13 protein-coding genes are annotated in these 15,663 nt (G+C 36.2%); 2 read left to right on the forward strand and 11 right to left on the reverse strand.

What is annotated here, in order from left to right:
- Positions 1-254 precede the first annotated feature (254 nt).
- From mfd to purR, 8 genes are all read right to left on the reverse strand, one after another.
- Positions 255-3,764: a transcription-repair coupling factor gene (mfd, locus tag PHP06_00305; protein MDD3839001.1), complete on the reverse strand. Its 3,510-nt coding sequence runs from the start codon at positions 3,762-3,764 to the stop codon at positions 255-257.
- Positions 3,765-3,776: 12 nt separating this feature from the next.
- Positions 3,777-4,163, reverse strand: coding sequence for a hypothetical protein (locus tag PHP06_00310; protein MDD3839002.1), 387 nt, complete (start codon positions 4,161-4,163; stop codon positions 3,777-3,779).
- Between the two features lie 32 nt (positions 4,164-4,195).
- Positions 4,196-4,759, reverse strand: a complete 564-nt coding sequence (pth, locus tag PHP06_00315; protein MDD3839003.1) for an aminoacyl-tRNA hydrolase — start codon at positions 4,757-4,759, stop codon at positions 4,196-4,198.
- A gap of 11 nt (positions 4,760-4,770) precedes the next feature.
- Entirely contained in the window at positions 4,771-5,496 is a 726-nt protein-coding gene (locus tag PHP06_00320; protein MDD3839004.1) for an HAD family hydrolase, read from the reverse strand.
- A gap of 23 nt (positions 5,497-5,519) precedes the next feature.
- Positions 5,520-6,473 (reverse strand): ribose-phosphate pyrophosphokinase, encoded by a 954-nt coding sequence (locus PHP06_00325; GenBank protein MDD3839005.1) that lies wholly within the window; start codon positions 6,471-6,473, stop codon positions 5,520-5,522.
- Between the two features lie 23 nt (positions 6,474-6,496).
- Positions 6,497-7,858 carry a bifunctional UDP-N-acetylglucosamine diphosphorylase/glucosamine-1-phosphate N-acetyltransferase GlmU gene (gene glmU / locus PHP06_00330; GenBank protein ID MDD3839006.1) on the reverse strand — a complete coding sequence of 454 codons (1,362 nt, stop codon included), beginning with the start codon at positions 7,856-7,858 and terminating at the stop codon, positions 6,497-6,499.
- Between the two features lie 130 nt (positions 7,859-7,988).
- Positions 7,989-8,264, reverse strand: a complete 276-nt coding sequence (gene spoVG, locus PHP06_00335) for a septation regulator SpoVG (GenBank protein ID MDD3839007.1) — start codon at positions 8,262-8,264, stop codon at positions 7,989-7,991.
- Positions 8,265-8,387: 123 nt separating this feature from the next.
- Positions 8,388-9,215 (reverse strand): pur operon repressor, encoded by an 828-nt coding sequence (gene purR, locus PHP06_00340; GenBank protein ID MDD3839008.1) that lies wholly within the window; start codon positions 9,213-9,215, stop codon positions 8,388-8,390.
- 217 nt (positions 9,216-9,432) lie between these two features.
- Between purR and murC the strand changes: the two genes are divergently transcribed.
- A complete protein-coding gene (murC, locus tag PHP06_00345) occupies positions 9,433-10,827 on the forward strand; it encodes a UDP-N-acetylmuramate--L-alanine ligase (protein MDD3839009.1) in 1,395 nt (464 codons plus the stop codon).
- 11 nt (positions 10,828-10,838) lie between these two features.
- Here murC and PHP06_00350 read toward each other — a convergent pair whose 3' ends face one another.
- From PHP06_00350 to polX, 3 genes are read right to left on the reverse strand one after another with little or no spacing between them, the layout of a single operon-like run.
- Complete coding sequence (locus PHP06_00350; protein ID MDD3839010.1) at positions 10,839-11,747, reverse strand: hypothetical protein; 909 nt, start codon at positions 11,745-11,747, stop codon at positions 10,839-10,841.
- Between the two features lie 23 nt (positions 11,748-11,770).
- A complete protein-coding gene (locus tag PHP06_00355; GenBank protein ID MDD3839011.1) occupies positions 11,771-13,438 on the reverse strand; it encodes a formate--tetrahydrofolate ligase in 1,668 nt (555 codons plus the stop codon).
- A gap of 48 nt (positions 13,439-13,486) precedes the next feature.
- On the reverse strand, positions 13,487-15,196 hold the full coding sequence (gene polX / locus PHP06_00360; protein MDD3839012.1) for a DNA polymerase/3'-5' exonuclease PolX: 1,710 nt from the start codon (positions 15,194-15,196) through the stop codon (positions 13,487-13,489).
- Between the two features lie 216 nt (positions 15,197-15,412).
- Here polX and PHP06_00365 point away from each other — a divergent pair, with 216 nt between their 5' ends.
- On the forward strand, positions 15,413-15,661 hold the full coding sequence (locus PHP06_00365; GenBank protein ID MDD3839013.1) for a FeoA family protein: 249 nt from the start codon (positions 15,413-15,415) through the stop codon (positions 15,659-15,661).
- The last annotated feature ends 2 nt before the right edge of the window (positions 15,662-15,663 follow it).

Raw genomic sequence — 15,663 nt, forward strand, 5'->3', positions numbered from 1 at the left:
ATTTGTAAAATTTCTTTTATTACATTCGTCCATCTATTTTAGCCGAATATTTATGGGCTATTCACTTTTCTTCTATATGCAAGTTCCTGTTAGAGATTTAAACCTGAACCTTTGTTTAGGGAGCATATAATGCCCGGAGGTGCGACTAATGTGCCGCACTATACCTAGTATTTATATATAATATAGTGCGGCACATTGCGGAGCGCAGAGGGTATTATATGCTCCCGGTACAGCTATTTCTTATTAAGATAAATTTAAACTGAATCTAAAGTAGTCATGAACTCCTCTAATGTTTCCACTGGAGCATTACCCGCCTTCAATGTAAAGTAAGGGGGATTAGTAGCAGAAAAAGTCAGCTTTCTCCTGTATTCATTGGCAATCCTGGCAAACACTGATTTGTCAAGCTTATCCATGGATTTAAACTTTAGTACAAAACCTTTCTTGTCTTGAGTTATAGACTGTATATCTAAATTCTGTGCTACAGCTTTTATATAGGATATCCTTATCAGATTTCTTGTAACTTCTGGTATCTCCCCAAATCTGTCTTTAATTTCTTTTTCTATCTCATACTTATCTTCCATACTTTCTATTGATGCTATCTTTTTATATATCTCAAGTTTTTGTCTAGTGTCTTCTATATAATTGTCATCAATATATGCATCCACATCTAAATCAATATTTGTCTCTACTTGTTCTTCTATCTTTTCACCTTTCAACTGTTTCACAGTCTGATCCAACAATTTGCAATAAAGATCATAGCCCACACTCACTATATGACCGTGCTGCTCTGCACCCAAGATATTGCCAGCTCCCCTTATTTCTAAATCTCTCATAGCTATTTTAAAACCTGAACCAAATTCCGTAAATTCCTTTATGGCATTAAGCCTTTTTTCGGCTATTTCAGTAAGTATCTTGTCTTTTCTATAGGTGAAATAAGCATAGGCCAGTCTATTTGTACGCCCTACTCTACCTTTTAACTGATAAAGCTGAGATAACCCAAACTTATCCGCATCATACAATATTATTGTATTTACATTTTGTAAATCTAAGCCATTCTCAATAATGCTGGTGCACACTAATAAATCATATTTGTTCTGTGAAAACTCCAACATCACCCTCTCTAATTCCCTTTCACCCATCTGGCCATGAGCTATAGCTATCTTAATATCGGGCAACAATTTAGATAGACTGGATGCCATACGCTCAATTGACCTAACAACATTATAAACAAAAAATACCTGGCCGCCCCTATTGATTTCACGCATAACCGCATCTTTAACCAAGCTTTCATCATACTCAACAACATAGGTCTGAACCGGATACCTGTCTTCAGGTGGGCTCTCGATTATACTCATATCCCTGATCCCGGTAAGTGACATATGCAGTGTTCTAGGGATGGGAGTAGCGGTTAAAGTAAGTACATCTATATTCTTTCTAATTTCTTTTATCTTTTCCTTGTGAGATACTCCAAATCTTTGTTCTTCATCGATTATCAACAAGCCCAAATCCTTATATCTGATATCCGACTGGAGCAACCTGTGAGTACCGATTACTACATCCACCAACCCTTTTTTAAGTTGTTTTACAATCTCTCTCTGCTCTGACTGAGTTTTAAACCTGCTCATCATCTCTATATTAAACGGAAACATAGAAAATCTTTCACAAAACGTATTAAAATGCTGTTGAGCGAGTACAGTAGTAGGAACAAGAACAGCCACCTGTTTTCCGTCCATAACAGCTTTAAATGCCGCCCTTAAAGCAACCTCTGTCTTACCATATCCAACATCGCCACACAACAACCTATCCATAGGCTCATAGCTTTCCATATCTTGTTTAACCTCCTGGATAGCTTGAAGTTGGTCCTCAGTTTCTTCATACGGAAATAAATCCTCAAACTGCTTTTGCCACTCGGTATCTTTCTGGAATGCATATCCTTTGGCTGTACTCCTTTTAGCATACAGTTGAAGTAGCTGTTCCGCCATTTCCTGTATAGATTTTTTGACCTTGGACTTTGTCTTTGCCCATTCGCTGCTCCCTAATTTAGAAAGCCTGGGGGTCTTTCCCTCTTCACTCACATATTTTTGAATAAGATGCATCTGATCTGTCGGTACATATAATTTATCTTGACCTGAATATTTTATATAAAGATAATCTTTAGTCCTCCCCTGTACCTTCAGCTGCTTCACACCAATATATTTGCCGATACCGTTAGTTTCGTGAACAACATAGTCTCCAATACTTAATTCTGTAAATATATTGAAGTTTTTTCTATCCTTTTGTTTTCTCGGAAATGTCCTTTTCTTTTGTATAGAAAAAACTTCTCTATCGCTTATAATCCCAACACCTGCAGCAGGAAATTGAAATCCTTTAGTTATACTTCCTGTACATACCACTATCTGTCCAGGCATGAAGCTTATGTCTTCAGCCTTTTCCATAAAAAAACTTTCTATTCCGTTTTTATTTAAACTATCACAAAGATTCTTTCCTCTTTTAACAGTACCAGATAATATTAATGTCCTGTAACCCTCATCCTTCATCTGTTTCAACTCATCAATAAGTAAAGATAATTTGCCTTGAAAAGATGGTATGTGCCTCATTACAAAACTGCCCACCTTTAAAGGCTTTATGTCCTTATACCTTTTAGGTAACGTGCTCAAGCTTATGACACCAAAATTTTGAAAATCAATCAATAGTTCATCATAGTCACATATCAGTTCAGATTGTTCAGGTAGTATAGCACCCTTATTCAGCTGATCCTTTACGTCATTATAGAATTGTTCAGCATACAATCGTGATTTTTCTCTTATACGATCAGGTTCATCCAATATAAGATAATCTTTGCTGTTGTCAAAAAAATCCAATAAGGTAGTCTTTTGCTCAAAATAAAAGGGTAAAAAATTTTCAATATTCTCGAAATATATTCCTTTCCTCAGGTGCTCTATAGCTTGAGTTGTTCTATCATACAACAATTCTGCTATCTGGTTGTTGCCTGATTCTTCCAAACCTTTTAATCTCTTTTCAAGGGATTTCTCTATTTTGTCTGCAGATTTCTCCATCACTCCTTTTGGAATCAGGATTTCCTTGGCAGGACTTATATGTATACTATTCAGCATATTTATAGATCTCTGGGAAAGAACATCAAATTCACGTATGGAATAGATCTCATCATCAAAAAATTCTATTCTAAAAGGATTTTCACTTATCAAAGAAAATACATCTATTATTCCACCTTTTACACTAAACTGTCCTTTGCCTTCCACTATATCCATTCTCTCATATCCTGCATTAATCAATGTTTCTATCAATTTATCCCTGTCTACTTCCATTCCCTCTTCAAGCACAACCATGAATCGTCTATAATATTCCATTGGAGATAATCTGGGCAGAATAGATGTAATAGATGCCACTACAGTTAAATCGTCATCTTCCATAATACGCTTTATCACACTCAATCTTTGAGCTATCATCTCATTGCTATGGGCTTGAATATTGTAAAAGGTAAGCTCTTTTTCAGGGAAGAGACAAACATCAGAATTTAAAAAAAATTGCATATCATTAAAAATCTTTTTGGCTTGTTCCTCACTATATGTTATTATCAATGAGTTAACTTTCTTTTTTCTTATGATAGAAGATAAAATATAGTTCTTTTGTGAGTCTTCCAGCCCCGAAATAGATACAGGCATTCTCCCATCCTCAATACCCTGTATTATTTCCATATATTCTTTGGACTGTGCCAGTGGATAATATAAAAAATCCTTGCCCATAAATACACCCCGCTATAATATCTCTAATATAAAATAATTCCATAACATATGAACCAGTATCCCAGCTATCAATGCATACCATACCATTGATGTCGCACTATATATAGATTGAGTAATACCTCCAAAGGCAGCATGACTTGCTACACTCATCACCCCTGCAAACTTACCGGTGTTTTTGTCTGAATTACACCAATCATATATTCCTTCCACCACGCCGAACAAAAGATGCACATAAAAAATATGCCCATTCATGTAATGGATGGGCATGGTCTTTGCCATCTCCTCGATAATGGGCGCAATAAATATGATGCTCTTTTCCCCTATAAATTTAATCATATATTGGTTGACTAAATATGCCAGAGCCACTGCAAATGCAGTGGCTATAACCATCTTGAACATAAATATCCCCGCCATGACCATTTGTTTGTGTCTTATCTATTATATCTATTCATTGCGGTATCTATTCCCTCGGTTAAAATAACCTCCACAGCATCACAAGCATCTATCAGCGATTCTCCTATACTTTCCAATTCATCTTTGTTAAATTTTGACAACACAAAATGGGCCAAATCAATATTATCATTAATCGGCCTTCCTATACCTATTCTGACCCTAGCAAAATCTTGGTTTTGCATACAATAGATAATCGACCTCATACCATTGTGGGTCCCGGCGCTTCCTTTTGGCCTTATCCTTATCTTGCCCACTTCCAAATCTATGTCATCATAGATTACTATCAAATTTCTACAATCTATATCATACCAATTACAGGCGTCATATAAGGATTGTCCGCTATTATTCATATATGTTTGTGGCTTTAACAATATCACTTTTTTGCCTTGAATAAAGCCTTCCCCTATAACACCTTTAAATTTTATTTTATTTATATTTATATTATACCTTCTAGCCAAAATATCAATCGCTTTAAAACCTATATTATGCCTGGTATCTTGGTATTTCGTCCCGGGATTTCCCAGTCCTACAATAAGATACAATCCATACCACCTCATTTACCGTTTAAAACAGGCATCTTTGCAACAAAATCAAATAAATCCTCATAAGTTCCACTGAAATCTGTAGGAGATTTCTCCCCTGTTCTATTTATTTCGAAATCTTTGAGCAAAAATGTCTTAATTCCTAAAGATCCCGCTGCAATTATGTCCTCTTGCACATCATTTCCTATCATTATACATTCAGATGGAGTCTTGCCTATTTTATCAAGGAGCTCTTCAAAATATTCTATATGTGGTTTGCAATAATGCATATCTTCATAAGCAGTGATAAGGGCAAAATCATCAGGATCCAAGCCTGACCATCTTATTCTATCAACTATAGCTGAATAAGGAAACATTGGATTGGTAGCTATTACCATCTGATAACCCTTATGCTTTACATTTTCTACAATTTTAGGTATTAAAGGATTTGGTTCAATTCCACAGGAAAGCGAATCAAATTCTCTATCATAAAACTCGTCAAATAAAGGCATCAGCTCATCTAAATTATATATTGAATGCTTTTGAAATCGCTGCATAAAAGCTTGGGCATTAGTCTTATCTTTTTGCTTATCTGCTACCATGTATTTTGTAGCATCCCAAACATATTGGATAAATTCGTCCTTTTCAAAGTAATCCTTAAACTTCAAAGAAAGCTTATGAAAATATATTTTTGTAAAGCATTCCATATCTATGGGAAGCAACGTACCATCTAAATCAAATAATACCGTATCAATCAAAACAATATTCCTCCGGATTATTCCTATTCAAATAGAGTGCTGACAGAAAGATCCCCATAAATTCTATCTATAGCTTCGGCAAATACCTGAGCCACTGAAAGAACCTGAATCTTGTCTATCTGTTTTTCTTTAGGCAGTGGAACGGTGTCAGTTATCACCAGTTTTTTAATAGCTGATTTTTTTATCCTTTCTAGTGCCGGTCCGGATAAAACTCCATGAGTACAACAAGCATAAACGTCCTTTGCACCTCTTTCTAAAAGTGCTTCAATACCATTTGTAAAAGTACCTGCAGTATCGATCAAATCGTCTATCAATACCACGTCCTTACCCTTTACATCACCGATTATATTCATCACTTCAGAAACATTTGGTTTAGGTCTTCGTTTGTCAATTATAGCCAGAGCTGAATTTAATCTGTTGGCAAAATTCCTAGCTCTAGTCACTGCCCCTAAGTCAGGAGAGACAACAACAACTTTATCACCGCACAATCCGACTTCTAAAAAATGTTTAGCCAGTATGGGAACACCCAACAGCGGATCCACAGGTATATTGAAAAAGCCCTGTATCTGTGGCGCATGAAAATCCATGGTCAACATTCTGTCTGCACCTGCACTTGTTATCAGGTCTGCAAGTAATTTTGCAGTAATCGGATCTCTTGCTTTAGCCTTTCTATCCTGTCTTGCATAACCATAATAGGGGATGACCGCTGTTATCCTTCCAGCTGAAGCCCTTTTAAACGCATCCATCATGATCAATAATTCCATAAGATTATCATTGACAGGATGAGATAATGACTGAATAACAAAAACATCACAACCCCTGACCGTTTCATTGATACTTACAGATATCTCTCCATCACTAAAAGTAGAAACCTTGCTATTACCCAAGGGTACTCCCACATGTCTTGCTATTTCCCGTGCCAATTTCATGTTAGAATTACCTGAAAAAATCTTAACTTCTGTACCATGTGCTATCATTTAAGTCAACCTCCCAAAAATAATTACTTCTTATATTTGTTTTTTGCCCAGTTTGGCTTGATGGTCTGTCTGGCTCTAGCTATAGCCAATGAATATTCTGATACATCTTCCGTTATAGTGGAACCTGCTGCTATATACGAATTATCTCCTACCGTAACAGGAGCTACTAAGTTTACATTACATCCGATAAAGGCATTATCACCCACAGTCGTTCTATGTTTTTTCCTTCCATCATAGTTGACGAATACAACTCCGCATCCGATATTGCCGTTTTTACCTACATCGGCATCTCCAACATAAGTCAAATGTGATACTTTTGTATAGTCTTCAATTGAAGAATTTTTAATTTCAACAAAATCACCTATTCTCACATTTGTACCGATATTACTTCCAGGACGAACATATGCATAAGGACCTACAGTGGAATTCTCTCCTATTTTGCTTTCCAATATAACAGAGCATTGCAGCTTAGCAAAAGGCTCTATAATACTATCCTCAATCCTGTTGTTGGGAAACAATATACAGCCTTCTCCTATAGAAGTTTGTCCTTCAATTACATTCCCAGGATATATTATAGCATCCTGCCCTATCTCACAATATTTGCCTATATAAGTATTATCAGGGTCTATTATGGTAACACCGTTTAACATGTTTTGTTCCAATATCCTATATCTCATAAACCTTTCAGCTGATGCAAGCTGAACTCTATCATTTACACCTTCTACTTCATGGATTCTCCTAGTTTTACATGCCCCAACTTTCAAGCCGGCTTCGTTCATTATACCTATTACATCAGTTAAATAATACTCTCTTTGGGCATTATCATTATTCAATTTATTCAAACATTTCAGCAAATCTGGGATTTTAAAGCAGTATATTCCTGTATTTATCTGTTTTATTAGTTTTTGCTTATAATCTGCATCCCTATCTTCCACTATTGCCTTTACGTAATTGTTTTCATCACTGATTATTCTACCATAACCTGCAGGATTATCAAGTTCCGCTGTTAGGACTCCTGCATTATATCCTTTATTTACAGTAAATTCTATAAGATGAGATATTATATCAGAGGTTATAAGAGGGGTATCACCATATAAAACCACTACATAGCCCTGTTTATGTTCTAAGAAAGGTACAGCTTGCATCACAGCATGTCCAGTACCAAGCTGTTCTTTTTGGTATATATAATTATATCCATCTCCCAGTTGGTTTTTCACCATATCTGCCCCATGGCCTATCACTACAGCAAATTCTTCTACTTTTGACTCTCTGGCACTATCTATCACATGACTTATCATGGGCATGCCACACACTTTGTGTATAACTTTGGGTATCTTGGATTTCATCCTTTTCCCTTCTCCTGCTGCCAAAATCAAAGCATACAATTTATCATCCAAAAAGTATCCCTCCTAATATTAATAGCTGACATAATTATTATACACGATATAAATAAAAAAGTACCGAGATTTTATAATTTGACTAAATATTAGATTAAATATTAAAAGAGAGTTGATTTCAACTCTCTTTTAATATTTCGTCTTTTACTTGTTCATACTTATCGAATATTGCCTGTTGTATCATTTCCCTGGTTTCTGTGTTGATGGGATGCGCTATGTCCCTATACTCCCCATCTGGAGTCTTGCGGCTAGGCATTGCTATAAACATACCGTTCTGTCCCTCGATAATCTTAATGTCATGGACAACAAAATTATCATCAAAAGTCACCGATACGACAGCTTTCATTTTACCCTCACTATTAATCCTCCTGATGCGAATATCTGTAATTTGCATTTAACTCACCACCTTCCAGTTACCAATGCTTGTCAACTTTATAAATTCGCCATTAATTGCCTTAGTCCTTCTTTAATATCAATTTTTTCTTAAATTTTTTATTTTTTCTAAGTATTTAACCCCTCATAGGCCTTTTTCTATCCACTTTGAAGGATGAATATTAATATTCTGACTGTTCTCTTTTAAATCTTTTAAAACCATTAAAGATATATAATTGTCCACCAGCTTATGCTCCGGCTTTTCAATCTCTACTACCACGCCTATACCTACAACCTTTACATTAAATTCCTTCATAAGATTTACAATCCCATTTGCGGTGCCCCCAGCCTTCATAAAATCATCGATGATGACAGCCGTAGTGTTCCCTTTGATTGCTCGTTTAGAAAGAGACATTGTCTGTATTCTGTTGGATGAACCTGATATATAATTGATGCTAACCGCCGAGCCTTCAGTCACCTTATTTGTATTTCTAGCTATCACCAATGGAACATTCAAGTTTTTAGCAGTAACTAATGCGATGGGTATCCCCTTAGTCTCCACCGTAACTACATAGTCCACTTGTTTATCGATAAACGGCTGGGCAAGTATCCTTCCTATTTTAGATACTATTGCCGGGTTGTAGATTATATCATTTAAATATAGATATCTACCTGCGATTATCCTATCCCCGGTTTTCACTCTTTTACAAAGCTCCTGAACAAACCCCAAGGATTGTTCCCTATTCATCCTAGGTTTATAAATAACTCCACCTGCAGCGCCTGTTATAGTTTCTATATCCCCGAAATCGAACTTTTTTACTATCTCTCTAACTATTGCAATATCCTCACTTATTGTAGATTTAGCAGCATTAAATTTATTGGAAAAATAATTTAATGTAAATATCTTGCTAGGATTATCGCTAAGTATCTTAATAAGCGCTCCGATCCTTTCATTTCTTTTTAATTTATCCACATAAAGCCCTCCCATCAATGGAAAATACGAATGTTTTTTTTGTTATCTATATTTTAATTCACTTTTTTGATAAATTCCAGAATTATTGAAAAAAAATGCAGTATATTATGATATTTTTTATACAATCTATTATAATTATATATGTTATAATTTAAAAGCATATAATATTCTTTAGAGATTATAGTAATACTAATAATTGCAAGGAGTGTGTTCTATTTTGAAAATATCAAATAATTTCGACATAAATGATTATGAGCATGTTCACTTTATAGGTATTGGTGGAATAAGCATGAGTGGACTTGCAAAAATACTCATAAAAAATAACTTCAAAATTTCAGGTTCCGATATAAATCATTCACCTTTAACCGATGCCCTAGAAAAATTAGGTGCAACCATATACATAGGTCATCATGCTGATAATATAAAGGATGCCGATCTTGTGGTATATACGGCTGCAGTAAAACAGGATAATCCTGAGATAATAAAATCAAAACAATTAGGTATACCTCTGATTGACAGAGCCTGTTTTCTTGGACAGATAATGAAAAAATACAGCAAAAGCATAGCAGTGGCAGGTACACACGGTAAGACCACCACTACTTCACTGCTCTCTATCATATTGCAGCATGCAGCTCTTGACCCTACCGTTCTTGTGGGAGGGCAGGTAGATGCAATAGGGGGAAATGTCAGAACAGGAAACAGTCAAATTTTTGTCACTGAGGCATGCGAGTATGTAGAAAGCTTTCTCAAGTTTTTCCCTTATATAGAAATACTGCTCAATATAGATGCTGATCACTTGGACTATTTTAAAGATATAGACCATATAACCAGTTCATTTATGAAGTTCGCTACCCTCGTCCCTCCCTCCGGGTATGTGCTAGGTTTTGGGGATGATAAAAGGGTAAAAAGCATACTTGAAAAACTGGACTGTAATACAATTACCTTCGGTTTTTCAAATGACAATGACTGGTGGTGTAAAAACATAGAATGCAATGATCTGGGATTCTATTCCTTCGATGCCTACAATAAAAATAAGTTTTTCGGCAGCTTTAAGCTAGGCATACATGGAAAACATAATGTCTCCAATGCACTAGCCTGTATCGCTGTTGCAGATCTATTTGATATAAAGCCTGAAATAATTAGAGAGGCCCTTGAAAATTTCAATGGCACCCATAGGCGCTTTGAAATAAAAGGCATCAAAAACGAAGTTACTGTAATAGATGACTATGCCCATCATCCTTCTGAGGTAAAAGCTACATTGAAAACCGCTGCAGAATATCCCCATAATAAAATATGGTGCATATTCCAACCCCACACATATACTAGGACAAAAAAGCTGATAGATGAATTCGCCCATGCCTTTTATGATGCAGACAATATAATTATAACCGACATATACGCTGCCAGAGAAAAAGATACAGGAGATATACATGCCAAAGACTTGGTTCAAAAGCTCAATGATTCAGGTAAAAAAGCAGTATACATAAAAGACTTCAAGAAAATATCAAGCTATATCACAGAAAAAAGCAGCCAGGGAGATATCATAATCACTATGGGTGCAGGTGATATATATAAAGTAGGCGATTACATATTAAAAAATCCAGGAGATTAAATCCTGGATTTTTATATTTTACAAGAAGTAGCCTCAAATATATATCTGCCTATCAAAAATACGCTAAAAACACCTAATGAAATAATTATGCCTGCAAGTATCCTATATGTATTCCAAATATTATCTAAATCCACAGTAAATTTATTTATACAGGTTACAAGAAGTATGCCACCTATTATGCTGATAATGGCTAACACAATAGTATACTTGAATGTAAAGCCTTTGCTGGCCTGTCCACCCCTTATAGTCCACATATCATCCCCTATGCAGTCCTGGGCAAAAAAACCAGTAGATAATTGATCCACTATACTTTTATCTACATCAAATCTTTTATAGCCTGAAGATGTAACAAGCTCTTCTATCAAAGAAAAAAATTCATATCCATCCACAGAAGCTTGTGTTACATAATCATCAAACCACCTAAGTCCATCCTTATTGCTATACCCGTTCTTGATTAAATCCTTTTTGAGCATCTTGTTAAAATCCGCATCTTCACTGTTCACTGCGTTCACTGCCCCGCACAAAATCGAAACGTAAAACAATCTTTCGAGAAAATCTGTTCTCTCTTCCACAGACAAAGACTCTGTAATAGCAGCTATTATTTTCTGCCTCATAATATTTATGCAAAAATTGTCATCCCTCAACATCTGTACGTATTTAGGTTTCAAACCCCTTAATTTCCTCAATGACTGCTGTACATTGGCAAATGCAAACATATTGCCTACAATCAAAAGCCCGGTCAAAGCTGAAATACAAATAGATACAGCAATAACCGATAAAGATAAAGAAAATTTGTCCGCTAAGGGCAATAAATAATACCACCACAACGCTAAAGCTATAACCAATAAAATAAAAACAAATACACAAAAGTTGATTTTAACCCTGTTATTTTTTCGTATTATACCACTCCTTTTATCCAAAATACATCCCCCCATTTTATATTTTAAAACAAACCTATTATTGTTCCATCATCCAATATATCTATACTCTCAGCCGCAGGATGTTTAGGAAGTCCCGGCATTGTAAGCATGGTCCCGGCTAAAACAACTATAAATCCCGCACCGGCAGAAATCTTTATCTCTCTTACATTCATAGTCCAATCCTTTGGAGCACCTAACAAGCTGGGATCGTCTGATAGAGACATTTGGGTCTTGGCTATACACACCGGCAAATTGCCGTAGCCCATTTTTCCCAAATTGTCCAATTCTCTTAAAGCCTTTCTGGAATAAGAAACACCTTGAGCCCCATAGATCTGTGTTGCAACCTTTTGTATCTTATCTTGAATATCCAGATCTAAATCATATAACGGAACAAAATTATTTTCATCCTTTTCAATTGAGTCCATTATCTGCTCTGACAGTTCAATGCCCCCTAGCCCTCCTTTTGATACAACCTCCGATATAGCTACTCTGGCTCCAATACTTTCACAGAAATTTTTAATTGTTTCTATCTCGCAATCAGTATCCTGTGGAAACTTATTTATTGCAACCACTACCGGCAAACGATATCTTTCTTTAATATTGAATACATGCTTCTCCAAGTTTGCAAGGCCCTTTTTAAGAGCATTCACATCCTCCAACTTTATATCCTTTAAAGAAACGCCTCCATGGTATTTAAGTGCTCTAATAGTTGCCACCAACACCACTGTGTCCGGAATCAGCTCTTTGTCTCTACACACAATATCAAAAAATTTTTCGGCACCCAGATCTGATCCAAAACCGCCTTCAGTAACTACATAATCGGACAGCTGTAATGCCGTCTTGGTGGCAACTACAGAATTGTTGCCATGGGCAATATTTGCAAATGGACCTCCATGTATAAAGACAGGCTGACCTTCTAATGTCTGTACCACATTAGGTTTTATAGCATCCTTCAACAATAATGCCATAGCACCCACTGCTTTTAAATCCCGGGCAAGCACCGGATCCCCTTCATATGTATAACCAACTATTATTTCTGATAATCTCTGCTTTAAATCCTTCATATCTTTAGCAAGACATAAAATCGCCATAATCTCCGATGCAACAGTTATATCAAAACCGGTTTCCCTAGGAATACCGTTAACCTTGCCCCCCAATCCCACTACTATGTTTCTAAGCTGCCTGTCGCTAATATCCATCACTCTTTTCCAAACCACTTTAACAGGGTCTAACCCCAGCCGGTTGCCCTTGACGATATGGTTGTCCACCAATGCCGCCAATAGGTTATGAGCTGCCCCTATTGCATGGATATCCCCGGTAAAATGAAGATTTATATCTTCCATAGGAATAACCTGTGAATATCCACCTCCTGCCGCCCCCCCTTTTATGCCAAAAGTAGGCCCTAGGGAAGGCTCTCTTAAACACAGGGCAACATTTTTATCCAGTCTACCCAAAGCCTGGGTAATTCCTATGGCTGTACATGTTTTACCCTCTCCAGCCGGTGTAGGGGTAATGGCAGTCACATATATCAATTTTCCCCTTTTTGAACCCAAATCTTCTTTATTTAAATTTATCTTGGCCTTATATTTCCCATATAACTCCAATGAATCCTCATCTATCTCCAACTTTTTGGCAATCTCGTTAATAGGTTTGATTTCAGCTTTTTGCGCAATCTCAATGTCATTAAGCAATAGCTATACATCCTCTCTCTTTTTTAATTAAATTTTAACATATTATGATCACTTTTTTAACAAGTTTTTGATGGTGCTTAAATTTTGAGCATTCAAAACATCTTGGGTGCTCAACCAACCTTTCCTAGCAGTATTTATCCCGAAAATCATTAAATCAAACCCATCTAAACTATGGGCATCTGGTTCAATAGAAAACTTTACACCTTTTTCCTTGGCAAACTTACAATATCTCCAATCTAAGTCCAACCTTCTGGGATTTGCATTTATCTCTATTGCCACTTTGTTTTCTGCTGCAGCATTTATGATCTGTATAATATCCACCTGATACTCATCTCTTGCCAGCAAAAGTCTGCCTGTAGGATGACCTAGCATCGTGGTATGCCTGTTCTCTATCGCCTTAATAATCCTTGCCGTCATCCCTTCCTTGTCCATATTAAAATTACTATGCACCGATGCAATTACATAATCAAATTGCTCCAAAATACTATCATCATAATCAAGGTTTCCATCGGGAAGTATATCACATTCAATCCCCTTCAATATCTTTATATCAGGGAAGCGATGAGAAATATCATCTATCTCACCATGTTGTCTCTTTATATCTTCTAAACTCAATCCTCGGGCATAATAAGCTGATTTGCTGTGATCAGATATACCGATATATTGATAGCCCAAATCTACCGCCCTCTGCACTATATCCTTTATACTGCTTACTCCATCGCTATAATTGCTATGTACATGAAAACACCCTTTGATATCTTTGAGTTTAATAAGTTGAGGAAGCTTTCCACTCTCTGCAGCTTCCAACTCCCCCATGTTTTCTCTCAGCTCAGGTTCTATATAATCCAGTCCCAACCTTTGGAAAAATTCATGTTCATCTGCACATTCTATCAATTCTTTCTCCTTGAACAGGCCATACTCGTTAATCTTGATATCCATCTTCCTGGCTCTATGCCGCATAGCCGTATTATGTTCCTTGCTGCCAGTAAAATGATGTAGTGCATAAGGATATTGTGAATCATCTACAGCACGTATATCCACATTTATTCCGCATTCTAAAATCACAGAGGATTTTGTATCCCCCTTGGAAGTCACTCTCTCTACTTGAGGAAGGCCTGTAAAGTAATCCATAACTTTCTCATTGTCATCACAAGATACAAGTACATCTATATCCTTTACTATCTCCTTCTTCCTTCTTATGCTCCCTGCAAGGCTGCTCCTTTTTATATGCCGGCATTTATCCAATTCTTTTAGAATAGCATCTGCCCAATGATATGCATCGCTATATAAAAATTTATCTTTATACTTGCTTATATCCTCTATTCCTTTGAGTATATTAGCCTGAGTCTTAACCCCAAAACCGGGCAATTCCACCAGCCTGTTCTCCATTATGGCATATTCCAGCTGCCCTATATTATGAACTCCGAGCTGGCTGTACAAAACAGCGACCTTTTTGGGCCCCAGCCCGGGAATTTTAAACAATTCAAAAATATCTTCAGGAAAGGATGACTTTAATTGTTCATAATAATCTAACTCCCCGGTAGTTACTAGTTCAGTTATCTTTTGGTATAACGCTTTTCCTATACCTTTTACATTAGCCAACTCCCCTGTGCGCACCATTTCCTCTAAATCGCCTTCTAGCGTCTCGATTATCCTGGCTCCGTTATAATATGCTCTGGACTTAAACACATTTTCTCCTTTGAGCTCTAACAATATTCCTATATCGTTGAGTATCCTGGAAATCTCTCTTCTATTCATAATGAGCACCTCCTTTAATCTCATATCTATGGTTATATTTAATTATATATTTTGTTTTTACCGGCTGTCTATAAATCAATATATCCTTTAAACTAATATTTTATATATAGAAATATCGCATATCAGTAACAACTACTTTCATAATAACATATTATACAATTAAATTAATTTTTATTTACCAAAATTAGCCTAGGCTAATTTTTAGGAGGTATAATTTTGAACGATAATTTAATTCCTCTCCACAAACTTCCTATGGGGAAAATTGGAATGGTAAAAAAATTGGATTGTTGGGGCTCTCAAAGGCGCCGGTTGCTTGATCTAGGCATAATCAAAGATTCAAAAATCATGCCAGTGCTAAAAAGCCCCTCAGGTAACCCTATAGCATATGAAATAAGAAGGACAGTAATAGCTTTAAGGAATGAGCAATCCAAAAATATCTTAGTTCAAGTGATAGAGGAGGAATAAAA

Source organism: Clostridia bacterium (assembly GCA_028698525.1).
In the GTDB taxonomy this organism is placed as follows: Bacteria; Bacillota; Clostridia; order JAQVDB01; family JAQVDB01; genus JAQVDB01.

What these genes read in the sequence shown, in the direction of transcription:
- spoVG (MDD3839007.1), bottom strand. Translation starts at nt 8,264, where the DNA reads ATGCAAATTACAGATATTCGCATCAGGAGGATTAATAGTGAGGGTAAA.
- polX (MDD3839012.1), bottom strand. Translation starts at nt 15,196, where the DNA reads ATGAATAGAAGAGAGATTTCCAGGATACTCAACGATATAGGAATATTG.
- mfd (MDD3839001.1), bottom strand. Translation starts at nt 3,764, where the DNA reads ATGGGCAAGGATTTTTTATATTATCCACTGGCACAGTCCAAAGAATAT.
- PHP06_00325 (MDD3839005.1), bottom strand. Translation starts at nt 6,473, where the DNA reads ATGATAGCACATGGTACAGAAGTTAAGATTTTTTCAGGTAATTCTAAC.
- PHP06_00310 (MDD3839002.1), bottom strand. Translation starts at nt 4,163, where the DNA reads ATGTTCAAGATGGTTATAGCCACTGCATTTGCAGTGGCTCTGGCATAT.